A 19,870-nucleotide genomic window follows, 5' to 3' on the forward strand; every position below is an offset into this window, starting at 1 on the left:
CCACGCATCTGTGAACGAAAACAATACAAGAACTGTACGTATGCGAACATTTTTCTTTTAATATTAAAATTTTAATGATAACTTGGATTCCTATTTAAGTACCAAAACCTGAAACGACAAATTAATTCAAATTATGGCAAATCAAAAAAACGGCAAAATATTAGCTATTGATGATAACGAAGATATCCTGTTTTCTTTAAAGTTGCTGCTTAAACAACACGTAGAATTAATACACACAGAGTCTGATCCAGAAATGATTCCAAAACTCATGAAACAGGATCATTACGATGTTGTGTTGCTTGACATGAATTTTACAAAAGATGCAATTAGCGGTCAGGAAGGATATCATTGGCTAAATAAAATACTTGAAATTGACCCACAGGCGGTTGTATTATTCATTACAGCTTATGGCGATATCGAAAAATCGGTAAAAGCTATAAAAGCAGGTGCTACAGACTTTATATTAAAACCATGGCAGAACGAAAAACTTCTTGCCACCATCTCATCAGCAATAAAACTGCGCAGATCGAAAGATGAAGTCAAAGAACTAAAGACAAAACAAAAAGAATTAAATGCAGTTCTTGACCAACCGTTTAATGACTTTATTGGTACATCTCCTGAAATGCAGCAGGTATTCTCAACCATCACAAAAGTGGCGGTAACAGATGCCAATGTCTTGATCCTTGGCGAAAACGGTACGGGCAAAGAATTGGTTGCAAGAGCACTGCACCGAAACTCATCAAGAAAAGATGAAGTTTTTATCAGCGTTGATCTTGGATCCATAAATGAAAACTTATTTGAAAGCGAACTGTTTGGACACGTGAAAGGTGCATTTACAGATGCCCGCGCCGACCGTCCCGGCCGATTCGAAATTGCTTCAGGCGGAACACTATTCCTAGATGAAATTGGGAATTTAAGCCTGCCGATGCAAGCAAAACTATTAACTGTTTTAGAGCGAAGAGAAGTGATTCGGGTTGGATCAAACAAGCCAATTCCTATCGACATCCGTTTAATATGTGCAACCAATATGCCTCTAAAACAAATGGCATCAGAAGACAGATATCGTCAGGATCTTCTGTACAGAATTAATACTGTTGAAATAAGTCTTCCTGCTTTAAGAGAACGATACGAAGACATACCGCTTTTGGCAAATCATTTTCTTGAAATATATTCTAAAAAATATAAAAAAGGCATCAACCCTCTATCAAAAGCATGCCTAAACAAACTTTACGATTACAGTTGGCCTGGAAATGTGAGAGAACTTCAACATTTAATGGAGAGGGCAATCATTATGGCAGACGATCGGAATCTGGATCCGGCCGATTTCCAAGTAAGTATTGAAAGAAATGGTCAGGATGATGTTGAATTTGACTCCTATAACCTTGAAGAAGTTGAAAAGAACATCATACAGAAAGTATTGAAAACAAATAAAGGAAATATTTCCAAAGCTGCTGGAGAATTAGGTCTTACACGCACATCTCTTTATCGAAGACTAGAAAAATATGGTTTATAAAAGCTTCCGGATTAATTTTATAATAAGAATCATCGTGCTCTCAGCAACGATATTCTTATTATTTTACTTGATTGCAAAAAAGAGCCTCTACTTCACAGCAAGCCTTACTTTTATTGCGATTATTTATCAAATATATGAAATTATTAAGTACGTTGAAAAAACCAACCGCCTGCTAAAGAATTTTCTGGAATCCATACGATATTCTGATTTCACACGAAATTTCCAGGTTCAGGGTCTTGGAAGCTCATTCGACAAGCTGCAGGAGTCTTTCAATGCGGTAATTACTGATTTTCAAAAAATAAGAGCAGAAAAAGAAGAACATTATTTCTATTTACAAACCGTAATTCAACACATTGGAATTAGCTTAATTGCATTTCACCGCGATGGAAAAGTAGAAATGATTAACAATGCCTCTAAGAAACTTTTTCAGGTAAGCAACCTTAAAAAAATACAAGACTTAAGCGGTTTTAGTGAGGAACTTGTAAATTGCCTGTTAAGCCTTAAGCATGGAGAAAACACACTGGTTAAAGTTATTGACAATGAGGATATCCTAAAGCTTGCAATTTACGCTACCGAGTTTAAAATTAACAACCGGCAAGTAATACTTGTGTCAATTAAAAACATCCAATACGAACTGGAAGAACAAGAAATTGAATCCTGGCAAAAACTTATTCGGGTACTTACTCATGAGATTATGAATTCAATTACGCCAATCTCTTCCCTTTCTACTACACTAACAACAATTCTTGATGATTTCGGGGAAAACAACACCAATAAGTTTCAAGATGAGGATCTGGAGACACTGAACGAGGTTAAACTGGCTCTTGAAACAATCCATAAAAGAAGTTCCGGACTTTTGCATTTTGTAGATACTTATCGGAATCTTACAAAAATTCCAAAGCCAAATTTCGGTATTTTTCAGATAGAGAAGCTATTTGACAACATTCATCGCCTGATGGAAGAGGAAATAAAGAGGAAAGGCATCAAATGTGAGATTAGTATCAACCCTCAAAGTCTGGAGCTTTCTGCCGACGAACAGCTGCTTGAACAGGTTTTAATCAATTTGATTAAAAACTCTATTCATGCACTCGAACACACAACCGATCCAAAAATTGAACTGAAAGCCTTTATGAACAAAAGAGGCAGAATATCAATTCAAATAAGCGACAACGGACAAGGCATTATAAAAGAGGTGCTTGATAAAGTGTTCATTCCATTTTTCACAACAAAACCGAAAGGCTCTGGTATTGGATTAAGTCTGTCAAAACAGATATTGCGATTGCACGGAGGAACCATTACTGCACAGTCAATTCCAAACGAAAAAACCAGTTTTACTCTTACTTTTTAACATGATTTAACACCCTAATAATTTTAAATTAACAATTACTTTCGTTAAATTTAAGGAGCAAATCAATTTCTAACCTTTAATTAAAACTTAAAAGCATATGACTAAAACAATCACATTCAATAAGTTAAGAGAAATTAAAGATAGTTTACCTGAAGGTAGTATGCAAAGGATTGCAGAAGATTTACAATTAGAAGTAGAAACCGTTAGAAATTATTTTGGTGGAACCAATTTTGATGAAGGCCAATGCACAGGAATTCATGTTGAACAAGGCCCTTATGGTGGTATTGTTGAACTGGATGATACAACTATTTTAGACCACGCCATTAGCATTCTGGAAGATTAAATTGTAAACATCAATAAAATAAAAGACAGGGCTGTTGAAATTTTCCAACAGCCCTGTCTTTTATTTTATTGATCTTATATCTTACAGAACTTCTTTTCTATCGTTATGCAATTTATTAAAAATAATTGCCAGATTAGAATAGAGTGTTGTGTTTTGAACAATGATATCTTCCGGAACCTTGATTCTTGCCGGCGTAAAATTCCAAATCGCTTTAATACCCCATGCTACCATCAAATCGGCAACTGTTTGAGCATTTTCAGCTGGAACAGTAATAATTCCCATTACCACATTCATTTCCTGCGATAAATCACGAAATTGATCGATGTGGAATACTTCAATATCATTAAATTTTTTCCCAATGGTCGAAGAATTAACATCGAAAGCCGCAACGATATTTAATCCAAAATGTGACAATCCACTATCATGCAATAATGCAGACCCCAAAGATCCAGCTCCAACAAGAAAAGCATTATCCATAATAGTAAATCCAAGAAACTCCGACAAAACATCTACCAACGCTTTAACTTCGTAACCTACTCTAGTTTTTCCAACAATAGTTGTATAGGATAAATCTTTTGTGACTTGGGTGGGGTCGATATTCATGTAGTTTGCTATCTGCGTAGATGAAACAAACTGCTGTCCTTTCCTTAACAAGCCTTCTGCAAATGCTAAGTATGACGGCATGCGCCTAATTGTCGGCTCAGGAACCCCCTGAATTTTCTTAGAACTTTGAACCATAATTTCTTACTTACACCTTAAATGAAAACAAAAATAACCAAGCTTCCATTAAAGAAAAATTTCTCTAATGATTATTTTGTTATACAAATTTAATTTTAAATAAATGGCGCTGGGGACACTACAAAAAACAATACATTAATTTCTTGTAAATGTGGGCGATATAGGATTCGAACCTATGACCCCTTGGGTGTAAACCAAGTGCTCTGAACCAACTGAGCTAATCGCCCTTAACGACTGCAAATATAAACAGAAAAAATTACCAGAGCAATAAAAACCTTAGTTTTGTTTATACAACTTCTGCAACAACAAAAGTACTTCCTCCCACAAAAACCAAATCATTTTCAAGAGCATTTGTCTTCGCAGCCTCTAGAGCTTCTTTCACAGACAGGTATGTATTTCCAAGCAATCCATAAGTTTTTGCCTTTGCAGCAAGAACTTCTTGATCCAATGCTCTGGGAATATCTGCCCGACTAAAATAATAGCTCGCATTCTTCGGCATTAATTCAAGAATATTAGTGAGATCTTTATCATTTACGACACCAAAAACAATATGCAGTTTTCCGTAATCCATCGATTCAATTTGCTCTATTATTTCTTTAATTCCTGCAACATTGTGTCCGGTATCACACACTACTCTTGGAGCATTGCCAATTGTCTGCCAACGCCCTAACAAACCAGTATTTTTAACTATTCCTGAAACTCCATGTTTCATAGATTCTTCGGAAATACCCCACCCCTTGCTATTCAATTCATCAAACACACATAGAGCAGTTCTGATATTCTTAATCTGATAAAGACCCAATAAATCGCACGATAAATTGATTATTGAATTATTTTCAAGAGACTGGTAAACAAGATTTCTTTTGTTATCAATCAATTCAGAGGACTGATTCATATACCTGTCTTCTGAAAATATCAGATCAGATTTGTTGTTTGAGGCAATTCTCAAAAAGACATCAATCACCTCTTCCTGTTTCTCTCCAATAATAACAGGAACATTTTTCTTTATAATTCCAGCCTTTTCTGTGGCTATTTGTGCAAGCTCCGAGCCTAACAAATTAGTATGATCTTTACTTATATTAGTTATCACCGAAAGTTCAGGCGAAATGATATTAGTCGAATCCAACCTTCCTCCTAAGCCTACTTCCACAACAGCAACATCTATCTTTTCATCAGCAAAAAAATCAAAAGCCATCGCAACTGTCATCTCAAAAAAGGAAGGACATAATTCTTCAAATTTATCTTGATGCTTCCGAATAAAATCAACTACATAATCCTCAGAAACAAGCTCACCATTAACTTTTATTCTCTCTCTAAAATCTTTTAAATGGGGCGAAGTGTACAGACCAACTTTATAACCCGCTGATTGCAAAACAGACGCAATAGTATGAGAAACTGATCCTTTTCCATTTGTTCCTGCAACATGAATCGATTTAAACTTCTTATGGGGATGATTAAAATACTCATCCAAAGCCAATGTTGTATCTAAATTGGCTTTATAAGCAGCCTGCCCTGTACGCTGATACATAGGCAGTTTAGTAAACATATAATCTAAAGTTTCCTGATAATTCATTTTGTATTTTCTACTAATATTGATGATTTTACAAAGAAGAATAAAATTTCTTAAAATTTGTGTTAACAGGTTGAATTTCCTGCAAAAATTGCTAAATTAAAACTATGAAACGCTACTATTTAATCGAAAGCATTAGGTATGTTTCCTAAAATCAAGAGATATAGAATCACTTTTAGACCTAACAATTTAAGTAGTAGTATTTTATAATTATGATAAAATAAAGCCTGGCTCTAAATGCCTGTCGAAATTAACCTCTAACACCATTCATTATGGCAAAACTCAAAAAGGTTTTCGTTCTTGATACAAATGTTATTCTTCATGATTTTAATTCAATTTACAATTTTGAAGAAAATGATGTTGTTATTCCTATAACCGTTCTGGAGGAACTGGATAAATTTAAAAAAGGTAATGATCAGATTAATTACCACGCACGTGAATTCAGCAGAGAATTAGACCGTATTTCCGGAGACCTGCTCTTTACTGCCGGTGTTCCTCTAGGAAAAAATCTGGGAAAATTATCCGTTGAAACAGGAAAAGAATTTTCTCCTCAAATGAAAAGTTCGTTTCAGGAAAACATCCCCGACCACAGAATTCTAGCTATAGCAGAGTATCTTCACAACCACCGCGGTAAAAAAAAGGTCATTCTGATTTCCAAGGATATTAACCTTAGAATGAAAGCGAAATCGTTAGGGATTCCTGCAGAAGATTATAAAAATGATCAGGTTAAGGATCTTGATGATGTAATTAGCCTGGGAATAACAACCCTTGAAGATTTTAATGATGAAAAGATCACTTTTCTGTATAAATCAAACGAAGGAATTCCTGAAAAAGAGTTTGGACTTGAAAAACCAATTAAAGGTCATGAATATTTTATTCTGAAAAATAATTCATCTAGTGCGCTTGCACATTTCGATCCCGTTGAGAAAATAATATCCCGGGTTGAAAAACCAAATGCTTACGGAATTTATCCCCGAAATGCAGAACAGACTTTCTCCATGCATGCTCTCATGGATCCAAAAATATCCTTAGTAGCTTTAACCGGACGAGCTGGAACCGGAAAAACATTACTCGCTTTGGCAACTGCTCTTCAGCAAATCGACATGTACGATCAAATTTTCCTTGCCAGACCAATTGTTGCTTTGGCCAATAAAGATCTGGGCTATCTACCGGGCGATGCCAAAGAAAAAATAGGCCCTTACATGCAACCTCTTTTCGACAACCTGAGTGTAATCAAGCATAAATTTAACGTCCATAGTAAAGAGTATCTCAAAATTGACGAACTTTTAAAAGATGAAAGATTACAGATTACTCCATTAGCATACATTAGAGGAAGAAGTCTTTCAAATACATTCTTCATTGTTGATGAAGCTCAAAACCTTACACCCCACGAAATTAAAACAATAATTACACGTGCAGGCGAAGGTACTAAAATGATTTTCACAGGAGATATTGAACAAATAGATTCACCTTATCTGGATAAAAAATCGAATGGCTTAGCATACCTCTCAGACAGGATGCAGGGACAGGATATATTTGCTCATGTCAACTTAATAAAAGGAGAAAGAAGTCACCTTGCAGAACTGGCAAGTCACCTTCTATAAAATCTATTTATTGCATTACTGGGAAATTTCATTTAAATTATATTCTTGAATATGTACATTTGACCGCAAAAAGGTGTTACATGAAATTGAATCATCTGACTTATTTTTTCTCACTGAAAATCTAAATATACTCTTTTATGAAAATAATGAAATTTGCCGCCATAGATATCGGATCAAATGCCATCCGGTTGTTATTTATGAATGTGCTTGAAGAAGGCGGTAATGCTCACTTTAAGAAATCATCATTAGTAAGGGTTCCAATACGTTTGGGAACTGATACTTTTATAGATAAGATTATCTCTGCAGATAAAGCCGAGAAATTAATTAAAAGCATGAAAGCATTTCGCAACCTTATGGACGTTCATGAGGTTGTGAATTACCGCGCTTGCGCAACATCAGCAATGAGAGAGGCTGTTAACGGCACTGAAATTATTCGAAGAATTGAAAATGAATCCGGAATAAAAATTGACGTTATCAATGGAAAAGAAGAAGCCAGCATTATTTTTGATAATAAAATTGCAGACACTCTCGACCCAAGCAAAGATTATTTATATGTGGATGTTGGTGGTGGCAGTACTGAACTAACTCTCTTTTCAAAAGGAATTTGCAAATTCTCCGCCTCATTTAATGTGGGAACCATTAAAATTCTTCGGGACTGTGTCCCAAAAGATGAATTTATTCGTATAAAAGAGTGTTTATTGGATGTATGTCCTAGCTGCGAAAACATTGAACTTATCGGATCAGGTGGTAACATCAACAGATTAGTTAAACTTGCGGCACCAAAAAAAGAAAAATTCATTACATACCAAGAATTTAAAAGTATTTACTACGACCTTAAACAATACAGCTATCAGGAATTAATGATCAACTTCGACATGAATCCTGACCGAGCTGATGTTATCATTCCTGCAGCAACAATTTTCCTAAGCATTATGGAATGGGCAAATGCAGATAAGATACACGTACCCAAAATTGGGGTTACCGATGGTATTGTTCATCAGTTATATAAAGAATATATTTCCAACAGCCTTGTATTGGGGTAAAAAAGTAATTCTTTTTCCTAAATTTGCGATTTAAATTATTTCTATATTTTGAACTATTTCAAATTAAATTTGAAATAGTTCATTTATTTTAGCTAGAAGCTGAATATCAGCAAGAAGGGAAGAAACTATGTTACAAGGTAAAAAAGTAGCATTCTACACATTAGGATGCAAACTTAATTTTTCGGAAACCTCTACAATTGGCCGTTCATTTAAAGAAATGGGCTTCGAAACAATTAAGCATACGGAGAAAGCTGATATTTACATTATAAACACTTGTTCTGTTACAGATCATGCTGACAAAAAATGCAGACAAGCCATTAAAAAGGTAATTAAAACCAATGCTAATGCATTTATTGCGGTAATTGGATGCTACGCGCAACTTAAACCTGATGAAATTATTGCGATTCCTGGAGTTGATCTCGTTTTGGGAGCCAATGAGAAATTCAACATCCACAAATACATAGATCATCTTGAGAAAAAAGGTACCGGAGAACTGCATTCATGTGAAGTAGAATCGGTTAAAGATTTTCATTCTTCCTACTCAATGGGAGACAGAACCCGTTGTTTTCTCAAAATTCAGGATGGATGCAACTACTATTGTACCTATTGCACCATTCCATTTGCCCGAGGCAATAGTCGTAACATGAGCATAAGAGAAACGGTACAACAGGCAGAGGAAGTTGCCAAACAAGGTGCAAAAGAAATTATCCTGACAGGAGTAAATATCGGTGATTTTGGAAAAAGTACAAACGAAACATTTCTGGATTTAATTAAAGAGCTTGAAAAAGTAAAAGGAATCAGTCGTTTTCGGATCTCCTCCATTGAACCCAACCTTTTAAGCAACGAGATTATTGAATTTGTTGCCCGATCAGAAAAATTTGTAAATCATTTTCATTTACCTCTTCAAGCGGGATCCAATAAAGTTTTAAAGCTTATGAAGAGAAGATACGACAGAGAACTATTTGCTCAACGGATTGGAAAAATTAAATCCTTACTTCCCGATGCATTTATTGGTGTTGATGTAATTGCCGGAAGTCGTGGCGAAAGTGATCAAGATTTCGAAGATGCATATTTATTCATCAAAGAATTACCCATTAGCCAACTACATGTCTTTCCTTACTCGGAAAGACAAGGCACCAAAGCTCTCGAAATTAAAGAGGTTGTTCCAATTCCTGAGCGAAAAAGAAGAGCAAAAATGCTTCAAATTCTTTCTGAGAAAAAATTAAATGCATTTTACCGGGAAAATTTGGGCAAGACAGAAGAAGTCCTGTTCGAATCCTTTAATGATCATGGTAAAATGTATGGATTTACTAAAAATTACATTAAAATCGAAATTCCGTACAACCAAAACCTTAGCAACAAACTTACATTTGCTACCTTGCAGGAGATAAATTCAAATGGCAATGTTTCAGGTTCTGTTGTTGACAAAATACGATTCAACCTAAAGCCTGTTTCGCAATAAAATATAAAAGCATGATCGATCTTAAAGAACTTTGTTTTAAAACGAATGATATAGCCCGAAAAGTTGGAATTTTCATAAAAGAACAGCAAAGCAAGATTAAATCAGATGCAATAGAAGTAAAGGGAATACACGATTTTGTAACCTACGTTGATAAAACTGCGGAAGAAAAAATTGTTGCCGAATTGAAACTAATTCTGTCTGATGCAGGTTTTATTGCTGAAGAAGGTACAGAAACGCATCGTGCAGAACGTTACAATTGGATTATTGATCCTTTAGACGGAACAACAAATTACATTCATGGATTGTCCCCTTTTGCTGTTAGTATTGCGTTGCAGGAATACGACGAAATAGTATTGGGAGTAATATATGAAATTAGCCTTGACGAATGCTTTTATTCGTGGAAAGGAGCTCCGGAAGCTTATTTAAATGGCAAGACAATTTCCGTATCTAAGGCAAATTCGATCGACTCAAGTCTAATTGCAACAGGTTTTCCCTATTCCAATTACGACCAATTGAAAACATTTATGGCTTCTTTGGAATACTTCATTATTAATTCGCACGGCGTTCGTCGCCCCGGCTCTGCTGCAACCGATTTAGCTTATGTTGCCTGTGGCAGATTCGAAGCTTTTTACGAATATAGTCTTCAGCCCTGGGATGTTGCTGCCGGCTCATTTTTGGTAAGCCAAGCCGGCGGGAAAGTCTGCGATTTTAAAGGAGGTAAGAATTTCATATTCGGAAGAGAAATCATTGCCAGTAATGCAATAGTTCACGATGAGTTTAAAAATGTTGTGATTCAACACATGATAAAATAAGCTTAAATGAATTTTCCTGCTTTCAGCAGATCATAAAAACACATTTTCACTTAAATGATAAAGCTTCTTTCCTATATGTTGTATGGTGTGGTAAGGCTAATAAGTTACTTGCCATCTTCAATACTGTATTTCTTTTCAGACATTCTTTTTCTTTTTGTTTACCACATTTTTAGATACCGAAGAAAAGTTGTTACCTCGAATCTTAAAAACTCTTTTCCTGAAAAATCTGAAAATGAAATTAAGGCAATACGAAAGGAATTTTACTGTCATTTCTGTGATACATTTATTGAGACCATAAAACTTTGGACAATTAGTGAAAAAGAAATTAGAAAACGCTGCAAATTTATAGCCCCGGAAATTCTCAACACATATAAAACATCAGGTAAAAGCGTTGTTATTGTATTTGGACATTATGGAAATTGGGAGTGGCTGACATCCATTAATTTATGGATAGAAGGATACTATCTACCTATCTACAAACCTCTTCATAATAAGGTTTTTGATAAAATGTTTCTGCAAATAAGAAAACGATTTGGAGCCAGGCCATTAGCCAAAAATGATACTTTGAGAACCATGATTTCATATCGAAATCAAAATAAATTTACAACTACTATTTTTATCGGTGATCAAACACCAAACAAAAGAAACCTCAACTACTGGACGAAATTTCTCAATCAGGATACTCCTGTTTTGCTGGGTACTGAACGTATCGCAAAAAAACTTAACCAGCCAGTAATTTTTGTTCATATGAAGAAAATAAAAAGAGGGCATTACGAAGTACACTTTATTCCTCTTTTTGATAATCCTAAAGCTACGGCTGAGTTTGAAATCACTGAAACACACACACGTGTGCTGGAAGATATTATCAAAGAGGAGCCTGCATACTGGTTATGGTCTCATAAACGATGGAAACACACAAAACAAGACTCACAATAGGTAATTATATTGTAATACATCAGTAAAAAGAAAATGAATAGAATTGGAATCGTAATACTAAACTGGAATGGGAAAAAATTGTTAGAAACATTCCTTCCTTCGGTTATTGCTTACTCAAATCGGGAATGGGCCGATGTTATTATTGCAGACAATGCATCCAGTGATGATTCCATTGCATTTTTAGAAAAAGAATATCCTGATCTTCAAGTTATTCAGCTTGATAAGAATTATGGATTTGCTGATGGTTACAACAAAGCATTGGAGCAACTTTCGCACAGCTATTTCGTTCTTTTAAATTCGGATGTTGAGGTCACAGAAAATTGGCTTGACCCTATTTATAATCTTCTGGAAAAAGATCCGGACATTGCTGCTGCTCAGCCCAAAATTAAAGCTTATCACAATAAATCAGAATTTGAATACGCTGGTGCTTCCGGAGGTTTTATAGATTATTTGGGCTATCCATTTTGCAGGGGAAGAATACTGGATCAAATCGAAAGTGATTGCAATCAATACAACTCAGAGCTTGATATCTTCTGGGCTAGTGGTGCTTCTCTCTTCATTCGTGCCGACGTTTATAAAAAATCAGGAGGATTGGATGGTGACTTTTTTGCTCACATGGAAGAAATTGATTTGTGCTGGAGAATAAAAAATCAAGGATACCGAATCATTTCAGAACCTAAATCGACAGTTTATCATGTTGGAGGGGCAACCTTACCAAACCACAGCTCAAAGAAACTTTATTTAAATTTCCGCAACAACCTATTCATGCTGCATAAAAATCTGCCTGAAAATAAATTCTGTTCCATTCTCCTGAAAAGAATGATATTGGATGGTATCGCTGCGATGAAGTTTCTTTTAAGTGGCGAATTTTCAAATTTTGGTGCTGTGTTTAAAGCTCATCTTTCCTACTATTCCATGTTCTCAAAAATGAGAGAAAAACGCAAAAAGATGACTCCTTTTGTCACTAAAACAGATCACAAGGAAATGTATAAAGACAGCATTATTTTCGATTTCTATCTAAGAAAGAAAAAACATTTCTCCGACATCACCTTCTAAAAATTAAGAATTACTAATTAGTTCACGGCAGTGAATTTAAGGCCAATAATTGATACAAGAAGGAGAAGTAAAAAGAATATTCTTGAGAAATGAATTGGCTCGCGGAATAAAACAATGCCCAAAATTGCTGTTGTAAATGCTCCTATTCCTGTCCAAACAGCATAAGCAGTTCCAAGAGGTAATGTTTTTATTGCCAACGCAAGAAAATACAAACTTACCGCCATTGCCACAATCGTAATAACACTAGGCCAAAGTTTAGTAAACCCTTCGGCATATTTAAGCCCAATGGCCCAAACGGCTTCAAACAATCCTGCAATAATCAAATACACCCACGCGATAGCCATACTTACAATTTTTCAATTACCTGTTCCAAACGAATTCCTCTTGATCCTTTAATCAGAATATACTGGTTCAGCAGTTCTTCCTTATCAAGTTCCTTTATTAATTCGGAAGTATTTTTAAAGGTTTTGAACTGCTCATTAGAATTCACTTCTGTAAAAATATCACCAACTAAAAATACCGATTGCAATTGTCTATCCTGAATCAACTGCAATAAATCCAAATGTTCTTTGCGGGCATCAGAACCCAATTCCAGCATATCACCCAGAATAATAACTTTATTTTTCCTCGGCATACCTGCAAAATTTTCTATCGCGGCCTTCATACTGGTTGGATTCGCATTGTATGCATCCAGGAACAAAATGTTTTTCTCCGTTTTCTTCAATTGGGATCTATTGTTGCTGGGCACGTACTTTTCAAGCGCTTCCTTTATCTCAATCTCATCGATTTTAAAATATCGTCCTATAGTTACAGCAGCTAAAGCATTTTCAAAATTATAGGCGCCGATCAGTTTTGTTTTAATATACAATTTACCAATTGCTGATCTTATTTCTAAAACCAGATATGGTTCAGCCTGCAGAAATTTTGCCTTGGAAAATGCATTCTCCGAATTTCCATAGCTAATAGATTCCTGATCATTCAACATCTTAGTCAGATAATCGTTATCAGCATTAATAAACACCTTTCCCCCATTCTTAAAAAGGAAATCGTACAACTCCTTTTTTGTTTTTACAACACCCTCAAATGAACCAAATCCTTCCAGATGTGCTTTTCCAACATTCGTTATGATTCCATAATCGGGTTCTGCAATTTCGCATAACTGCTTAATCTCTCCCGGATGATTAGCTCCCATTTCAACGATCCCAAATTCGGTATCTGCATTCATAGAAAGCAGAGTTAACGGAACACCAATATGATTATTAAGATTCCCAATTGTAGCTGCCGTTTGAAATTTTCTTCTTAGAACTTCATGAACCAATTCCTTCGTAGTCGTTTTCCCATTAGTTCCCGTAATAGCAAGAATCGGAATATTTAACTGCCTTCGGTGTTCTCTGGCTAAATCCTGAAGTGTTGCCAATACATCTTCAACCAAAACAAAACGGTTATCAACAGCATATTCCTGTTCATCAACAATTGCATAATTACAGCCTTTTTCAACTGCAGACATGGCAAATTTATTCCCATTGAAATTATCGCCTTTCAAAGCAAAGAAAATTGAATTGGGAACAATCTTTCTGGTATCTGTTACGACTATTGGATGTTCCTTAAAAAGAAGGTAAATATTTGACAACTGCATTGTATTCTTTTTCAGATTTAGTTAGACAAACGAAATTAGCAATTTCCAACAAAAAACCCCATCCTTTAGAGATGGGGTTTAAAAATATTTAAGATTACTACTTTGTCTTTTTATTTGCAGGATGTCCTACATGAGTCATTGCGCATCGGAATCCAATATCATCACGTGCTTCTTTCTGATTTAAAAAGCGACGTGCACTTGGTGACATCCAGTAAGCACGATCTTTCCATGAACCACCTTTGTATACCCGGGAATCATCAGTTATCATAGAACTAAAATCGCTTCCGTTCTGACCTCTGCCCTGAACATACATACGACTAGAACCTGCAGCCTGATGTTCTGGATTATTCCATGTATAATCTGAAACGATACTTGATTCAACATCACCATCCCGATAATTTCTATTATCCGCAGTTTTGTAGTTCTCACGTCCCACTAACTCCTCATCTTTTTGATTTCTGTAACGAATTCTTCCTAAACTATCTTTTTCTGCAATATTTCCTTCTTCATCTCTAACAGCAGTTTTAAAAACATTTCCTCTGTAAGGATTAAATTCCGAAATATCTTCAGGAGACATAGGACGATAAACATCAGCAACCCATTCGCTAACATTACCAGCCATACAGTACAATCCAAAATCGTTAGGCCAGAATGAATTTACAGGAACGGTAATATCACCGGCATCATTTAAAGCACCGGCTGTTCCCATATAATCCCCACGTCCACGTGCAAAGTTAGCCATCATCTGACCGCGAACTTTTTTATCATCATTTCTAACCCAATGTCCGTTCCAAGGGAAAATCTTACGGTCAGTAATTCTTTCATCCTGTGAATTTCCAATTAAAGCAGCCGCAGCATATTCCCACTCTGCTTCGGAAGGAAGACGATATTTAGGTAATAACATTCCATCACTCCATCGAACCGATCTTTCTTCGTTATCCGGATTTAAATCCGTAAGATTCTTATTAACAGCACCTTCATACTGTCCAGCTAGATAGGCTTCAGTATTGAAATTATTTTCATCACGTTGAGTAGGATCATTATTCAAAATTCCTTTATCAATAAGAATTCTTTCATTTACACGATCGGTACGCCATTCGCAAAAATCAACTGCTTGTTCCCAACTTACGCCAACTACAGGATATTCTCCATAAGCAGGATGACGAAGGTAATTATTAACGTAAGGCTCATTGTAAGCAAGTTCATCACGCCAAACCAAAGTATCGGGCAATGCTTTTCTATAAACCTCTGGGTAAGAGACAAATACTCTCTTGATCCAATGTAAGTACTCTAAATAATCAACATTTCGAACCTCTGTCTCATCAATATAAAAAGAAGGAACTGTAACTCTTCTTGGAACATTGTTCCAATCATACATCACGTCCTGTTGTGTTCTTCCCATAGTGAATGTACCTCCCTGAATAAATTTCAGACCAGGACCAGTTTCTTGCTGAAAACCGCTATGATATTCAAAACCCCCATTCTCAGGTTCGTTATAAGCCCAACCAGTGGTTTTAGATTTTTCTCCCTTTCCAACAAGATTTTTCACTTTCGAACAAGATGGTAAAATCATCAGTGAAATTGCAAAAACAAAGAGAATAATGCTCGATTTTAATTTCATAATAGATTGAATGTAGTTTATCTCAAAAATACTTAACTCAACAAATATAACTAAAAGAGTACAGAGTTTATTGTATTTAATTTTACTTTTTTACAAAATCATTTAACATTTCAAGGGTATAATTCAGATCAAAAAAAAACACTGATCGCATGCTGCATGACAGCTTAAACATCCATATCACCCTAACTATCTGATACAAAACAATTTTAAAAAACCATCCGGTTCAATCCCCAAGAAAAGTCTTCCTTTTATCTTAATATCTTTTCTCGACTTTGTCTTAAGTTTTGCTTATTTTGCATACCTTCAATTCTCGCAAATCGCCAATTTGTTTAATTTAGATGTAAAACACCTGTAATTGTTTATGCGTTATCTGGTAATATTATTATTCTCCATTATATGTGTTAGTTCATTTTCACAAACTACAACTCCAATTAATTTGGATTGGACAGAAAGTTTAATTGTCTATCCTACAGGAGAAAAAATTAACACTCTAACCTTTACAGGAGCTTCTTTGAATGAGGAAAACTCATGGATACCAGAATATTCACACCTACAATTAACAAGCTCAACCAACGAATTATTCACAGTCGAGTTATTTGATACGCAATTTAAATTGTTAAGTTCCACCGAAAGGCAGATTTTACGAAATAAAACAATCTCCAACACAATAAAACCTTCAATTAACACAGTTGTTATTCGAAAACAAAATTACCAACAAGTTAAATTTACGCCCATACGGAAGAATCCTTTAACAGGCCAACTCGAAAAATTGATTCGATTCTCACTGAGATTTCAAAAAAAAAGTCAGAATAAATCGCTAAAGCAAAGCAAATCTTACGTCGCCAGCTCTGTTCTTCAATCAGGAAAATGGGTGAAAATTGCAATTGACACCACAGCCGTGCATAAAATTACCTATTCCCAATTAATTGATATGGGAATTTCTAATCCGGAAAACATACGAATTTATGGATCCGGGGGGGGAATGCTTCCTAAAATGAACTCTGAAGATAGTCTGGATGATTTACCGAACAATTCCATTTACATGGATAAAGGAAGTGATGGTATTTTTAATTCGGGCGATTTCATTCTCTTTTATGCCAAAGGACCAAGATCATGGAAATTCGACGAAGCCTCCAATGAATTTGTACACGAAAATCATTTGTACTCTGATTTCTCACATTATTTTCTTAGTTCTGACATGGGAAGTCCGACGCTCATTCAATCGGCAGCATCCTTATCTTCCTCTAATATAAATGTTACCGGATTTGATGATTACGCTGTATTCGATCAGGACGACACCAATCTTTTGGAGAGTGGCAGACTTTGGCTTGCGAATACTTTTGATGTTACGACGAATTATTCTTTCAATTTTTCATTCCCAAACCTAAAAACAGGAGACCCCCTTTTAATTAGTACAAATTTAGTGGCAAGATCATCGTCCGCAACAAAATTCAGTCTGCTTTCCGGAACGAATTTAATTGGAGATATTGAAATACCATCAGTAAACACAGGAAGCTATACGGCCAATTACGCATCGGTTGCAGAGAAGAAATTCATTAATTTCATTCCTTCATCTGCTAATTTTAAATTGAGTATTGACTATGAAAAAAGTTCCCCATCCTCAAAAGGATGGTTAAACTTTCTTCGGGTAAATGCCAGACGAGATTTGGTTTTTACCAACAATCAAATGGCATTTAGAGATTCCAAAACCATTGGTGTTGGCAATAAGGCAAAATTTACTCTTCAAAATACAAATGACAAAACTCAAATTTGGGATGTCACCTCTCCTCAATCTGTAAAATTAATTTCTGCTAATTACAATAACAATACAACATCTTTTACTGCAGATGCAAATTCTTTAAAAGAATATGTTGCCTGTGATCCAAATGGAAATTTCCCTGCCCCAATTATTATTGGATCGGTTAAAAATCAAAATTTGCATGCTTTGGCTCAAACAGATATGATTATCATTAGTCCTTCCAAGTTTTTGTCTTACGCCAGTCAAATTGCAGATTTTCACAGAACCAAGGACAATTTAAAAGTTACTATTGTTGATCCGGAGGAGATCTACAATGAGTTTTCATCCGGTTCTCCTGACGTGAGCGCCATTCGTAATTTTGTAAAAATGTTTTACGATCGATCGACAAGTGACGAGAATCTACCCAAATATCTTTTACTTTTTGGAGATGGTTCATTTGATAATAAATCTGACCGCGAAAACAACACAAACCAAATTCTAACTTATCAATCGGAAAATTCTTTAAGTCCAACCCAGTCTTTTGTCACTGATGATTTTTTTGGACTACTTGATGATGATGAAGGAGAGGCAACCGGCATGGTAGATATTGGCATTGGACGTTTTCCTGTGAATACTTCTGAAGAAGCACAAATTGTCACCAATAAAATTTTAAACTACAACAATTCAGAGTGGGGAGATTGGAGAAGCAGGATCTGTTTTATTGGAGACGATGAAGACAATAATACTCACATGAGAGATGCTAATAAGCTAGCTGTACAGGTAGAAACAGACTATCCTCAATTTAAAATACAAAGAATTTTCCTTGATGATTATGAACAAATAACAAGTTCTGCAGGACAGGAATATCCTGATGTCAATTTAGCAATCAGCGAAAGCATAAACAAAGGAAGCCTGCTTATGAACTACACCGGCCACGGAAATGAAAACGGACTGGCACATGAACACATTCTAATGCTCGACGATATTTTAGGTTGGAAAAATCCTACTAAACTTCCACTATTCATGACTGCCACCTGTGAATTCAGCCGTTTCGATAATTACAAAAAACTCTCTTCTGGCGAGATGATTCTTCTTCGTGACAACGGTGGCGGCATAGGTTTGTTCACAACCACCCGATTGGTTTTTTCATCTCCGAATTTCAGCTTAAACCAAAATTTTTATCATCATGTTTTTGATAAAGATTTGGATGGAAACTATCTTCGTTTGGGTGACATCATGAGAAAAACTAAAAATGAAACCGGATCCGGCATTAATAAAAGAAACTTCACTCTTTTGGGAGATCCGGCTCTTAGACTTAATTATCCAACTCATTCAGCCAAAACACTTCAGATTAATAATGTAGATATCAGTCAACCAACAGATACTTTAAAAGCGTTGAGTAAGGTTCATATTTCCGGTGAGATAATTGCAGCTTCCGGCAATACACTAAATGATTTTTCGGGAACTGTTTATTCAACGATATACGATAAAGCAACGACCAAATCGACCCGTGGAAATGATGCTGAACCTTTTGAATACACGATTCAAAACAGTGTCCTTTTTAAAGGAAAAGCCAGTGTTAACAATGGAAATTTTCATTTTAACTTTTTCGTTCCTAAAGATATTAATTATCAATATGGAAACGGGAAAATCTTCTACTACGCAAACAGTATGAATGCTGATGCGGCCGGATACACCAATAGTATTGTAGTTGGAGGTACAAATCCAAATGCGGATAAAGATAAAATTGGTCCTGAAATTGAACTTTATATGGACGATGAGCAATTCACTCCGGGCGGTATGACAGGCACATCTCCTCTTCTGTTAGCAATTGTTCAGGATTCCAGTGGGATAAATACCGTTGGTAATTCCATTGGGCATGATATTATCGCTGTGTTGGATCAAAAAACGGATCAGCCTTATGAGCTTACTGATTTCTACGAATCGGATCTGGATAATTACCAAAAAGGAAAGATCAGCTACCGACTTTCCGATCTGGAAACAGGTGAACATGAAATTCAAGTTAAAGTTTGGGATAACGTAAATAACTCATCAGAAAATATACTTGAATTTTTTGTTGCAGATAATGCTGACCTTATTCTAAAGCACGTACTAAATTATCCAAACCCTTTTACAACCAATACAGGTTTTTATTTTGAGCACAATCAGGCCTCCAGAGAACTGGATGTTTTAATTCAGATACTCACCATATCAGGAAAATTAATTAAGACTATTGAAACAACAGTAAATTCAACCGGAAATCGTGTTGGTCCTATTCAATGGGACGGAAAAGACGATTTTGGCAATTCCATTGGTCGCGGAGTTTACTTCTATCGTGTAAAAGTTAGAGCCGATAATGGAAAAGTGGTGAATAAATTTCAAAAATTAGTAATCCTAAAATAATAAAAACCAAATTTAACAGTTTATTGAATATATTTGCAGACTATTAT

General features: G+C 35.5%; 15 protein-coding genes and 1 tRNA gene. 10 read left to right on the forward strand and 6 right to left on the reverse strand.

Annotation, left to right across the window (positions count from 1 at the left end; translation table 11 throughout):
* Window positions 1-133 precede the first annotated feature (133 nt).
* The 3 genes from ACHZAX_RS15660 (at window position 134) to ACHZAX_RS15670 (ending at window position 3,204) form a co-directional block, all read left to right on the forward strand.
* A complete protein-coding gene (locus ACHZAX_RS15660; protein WP_101308839.1) occupies window positions 134-1,513 on the forward strand; it encodes a sigma-54-dependent transcriptional regulator in 1,380 nt (459 codons plus the stop codon).
* Between the two features lie 67 nt (window positions 1,514-1,580).
* The gene (locus tag ACHZAX_RS15665; RefSeq protein WP_245870274.1) at window positions 1,581-2,861 is read left to right on the forward strand and encodes a sensor histidine kinase; all 1,281 of its coding nucleotides are present in this window, start codon (window positions 1,581-1,583) and stop codon (window positions 2,859-2,861) included.
* A gap of 97 nt (window positions 2,862-2,958) precedes the next feature.
* Entirely contained in the window at window positions 2,959-3,204 is a 246-nt protein-coding gene (locus tag ACHZAX_RS15670; RefSeq protein ID WP_101308841.1) for a DNA-binding protein, read from the forward strand.
* A gap of 81 nt (window positions 3,205-3,285) precedes the next feature.
* Here ACHZAX_RS15670 and ACHZAX_RS15675 read toward each other — a convergent pair whose 3' ends face one another.
* From ACHZAX_RS15675 to ACHZAX_RS15685, 3 genes are all read right to left on the reverse strand, one after another.
* Window positions 3,286-3,942 carry a redox-sensing transcriptional repressor Rex gene (locus tag ACHZAX_RS15675; protein WP_101308842.1) on the reverse strand — a complete coding sequence of 219 codons (657 nt, stop codon included), beginning with the start codon at window positions 3,940-3,942 and terminating at the stop codon, window positions 3,286-3,288.
* 152 nt (window positions 3,943-4,094) lie between these two features.
* Window positions 4,095-4,169 (reverse strand) — tRNA-Val (locus ACHZAX_RS15680).
* Window positions 4,170-4,228: 59 nt separating this feature from the next.
* Window positions 4,229-5,515 (reverse strand): bifunctional folylpolyglutamate synthase/dihydrofolate synthase, encoded by a 1,287-nt coding sequence (locus ACHZAX_RS15685; RefSeq protein ID WP_320019785.1) that lies wholly within the window; start codon window positions 5,513-5,515, stop codon window positions 4,229-4,231.
* Window positions 5,516-5,784: 269 nt separating this feature from the next.
* On the opposite strand from ACHZAX_RS15685, the gene ACHZAX_RS15690 reads away from it, so the two are divergent.
* From ACHZAX_RS15690 to ACHZAX_RS15715, 6 genes are all read left to right on the forward strand, one after another.
* Window positions 5,785-7,116 carry a PhoH family protein gene (locus ACHZAX_RS15690; RefSeq protein ID WP_101308844.1) on the forward strand — a complete coding sequence of 444 codons (1,332 nt, stop codon included), beginning with the start codon at window positions 5,785-5,787 and terminating at the stop codon, window positions 7,114-7,116.
* Window positions 7,117-7,253: 137 nt separating this feature from the next.
* On the forward strand, window positions 7,254-8,159 hold the full coding sequence (locus tag ACHZAX_RS15695; protein ID WP_320019786.1) for a Ppx/GppA phosphatase family protein: 906 nt from the start codon (window positions 7,254-7,256) through the stop codon (window positions 8,157-8,159).
* A 127-nt stretch (window positions 8,160-8,286) separates the two neighbouring features.
* Entirely contained in the window at window positions 8,287-9,621 is a 1,335-nt protein-coding gene (gene mtaB, locus ACHZAX_RS15700) for a tRNA (N(6)-L-threonylcarbamoyladenosine(37)-C(2))-methylthiotransferase MtaB (RefSeq protein WP_320019787.1), read from the forward strand.
* 11 nt (window positions 9,622-9,632) lie between these two features.
* Window positions 9,633-10,433 carry an inositol monophosphatase family protein gene (locus ACHZAX_RS15705; RefSeq protein ID WP_101308846.1) on the forward strand — a complete coding sequence of 267 codons (801 nt, stop codon included), beginning with the start codon at window positions 9,633-9,635 and terminating at the stop codon, window positions 10,431-10,433.
* A 54-nt stretch (window positions 10,434-10,487) separates the two neighbouring features.
* Window positions 10,488-11,369 carry a lysophospholipid acyltransferase family protein gene (locus ACHZAX_RS15710; protein ID WP_320019788.1) on the forward strand — a complete coding sequence of 294 codons (882 nt, stop codon included), beginning with the start codon at window positions 10,488-10,490 and terminating at the stop codon, window positions 11,367-11,369.
* Between the two features lie 33 nt (window positions 11,370-11,402).
* The gene (locus ACHZAX_RS15715; protein WP_320019789.1) at window positions 11,403-12,425 is read left to right on the forward strand and encodes a glycosyltransferase family 2 protein; all 1,023 of its coding nucleotides are present in this window, start codon (window positions 11,403-11,405) and stop codon (window positions 12,423-12,425) included.
* Window positions 12,426-12,442: 17 nt separating this feature from the next.
* Here ACHZAX_RS15715 and sugE read toward each other — a convergent pair whose 3' ends face one another.
* From sugE to gldJ, 3 genes are all read right to left on the reverse strand, one after another.
* Window positions 12,443-12,769: a quaternary ammonium compound efflux SMR transporter SugE gene (sugE, locus tag ACHZAX_RS15720; protein ID WP_320019790.1), complete on the reverse strand. Its 327-nt coding sequence runs from the start codon at window positions 12,767-12,769 to the stop codon at window positions 12,443-12,445.
* Window positions 12,770-12,771: 2 nt separating this feature from the next.
* Entirely contained in the window at window positions 12,772-14,061 is a 1,290-nt protein-coding gene (locus ACHZAX_RS15725; RefSeq protein WP_320019791.1) for a UDP-N-acetylmuramoyl-tripeptide--D-alanyl-D-alanine ligase, read from the reverse strand.
* A 97-nt stretch (window positions 14,062-14,158) separates the two neighbouring features.
* Entirely contained in the window at window positions 14,159-15,682 is a 1,524-nt protein-coding gene (gene gldJ, locus ACHZAX_RS15730) for a gliding motility lipoprotein GldJ (RefSeq protein WP_101308850.1), read from the reverse strand.
* A gap of 361 nt (window positions 15,683-16,043) precedes the next feature.
* Here gldJ and porU point away from each other — a divergent pair, with 361 nt between their 5' ends.
* Window positions 16,044-19,823, forward strand: coding sequence for a type IX secretion system sortase PorU (gene porU, locus ACHZAX_RS15735; protein WP_320019792.1), 3,780 nt, complete (start codon window positions 16,044-16,046; stop codon window positions 19,821-19,823).
* The last annotated feature ends 47 nt before the right edge of the window (window positions 19,824-19,870 follow it).

This window comes from Labilibaculum manganireducens (assembly GCF_963665805.2).
Classification (GTDB): Bacteria; Bacteroidota; Bacteroidia; order Bacteroidales; family Marinifilaceae; genus Labilibaculum; species Labilibaculum manganireducens.

Coding starts and splice junctions, on each gene's coding strand:
- ACHZAX_RS15725 (WP_320019791.1), bottom strand. CDS start 14,061: ATGCAGTTGTCAAATATTTACCTTCTTTTTAAGGAACATCCAATAGTC.
- porU (WP_320019792.1), top strand. CDS start 16,044: ATGCGTTATCTGGTAATATTATTATTCTCCATTATATGTGTTAGTTCA.
- ACHZAX_RS15660 (WP_101308839.1), top strand. CDS start 134: ATGGCAAATCAAAAAAACGGCAAAATATTAGCTATTGATGATAACGAA.
- ACHZAX_RS15685 (WP_320019785.1), bottom strand. CDS start 5,515: ATGAATTATCAGGAAACTTTAGATTATATGTTTACTAAACTGCCTATG.
- gldJ (WP_101308850.1), bottom strand. CDS start 15,682: ATGAAATTAAAATCGAGCATTATTCTCTTTGTTTTTGCAATTTCACTG.
- ACHZAX_RS15695 (WP_320019786.1), top strand. CDS start 7,254: ATGAAAATAATGAAATTTGCCGCCATAGATATCGGATCAAATGCCATC.
- ACHZAX_RS15675 (WP_101308842.1), bottom strand. CDS start 3,942: ATGGTTCAAAGTTCTAAGAAAATTCAGGGGGTTCCTGAGCCGACAATT.
- mtaB (WP_320019787.1), top strand. CDS start 8,287: ATGTTACAAGGTAAAAAAGTAGCATTCTACACATTAGGATGCAAACTT.
- ACHZAX_RS15710 (WP_320019788.1), top strand. CDS start 10,488: ATGATAAAGCTTCTTTCCTATATGTTGTATGGTGTGGTAAGGCTAATA.
- sugE (WP_320019790.1), bottom strand. CDS start 12,769: ATGGCTATCGCGTGGGTGTATTTGATTATTGCAGGATTGTTTGAAGCC.
- ACHZAX_RS15690 (WP_101308844.1), top strand. CDS start 5,785: ATGGCAAAACTCAAAAAGGTTTTCGTTCTTGATACAAATGTTATTCTT.
- ACHZAX_RS15670 (WP_101308841.1), top strand. CDS start 2,959: ATGACTAAAACAATCACATTCAATAAGTTAAGAGAAATTAAAGATAGT.
- ACHZAX_RS15705 (WP_101308846.1), top strand. CDS start 9,633: ATGATCGATCTTAAAGAACTTTGTTTTAAAACGAATGATATAGCCCGA.
- ACHZAX_RS15715 (WP_320019789.1), top strand. CDS start 11,403: ATGAATAGAATTGGAATCGTAATACTAAACTGGAATGGGAAAAAATTG.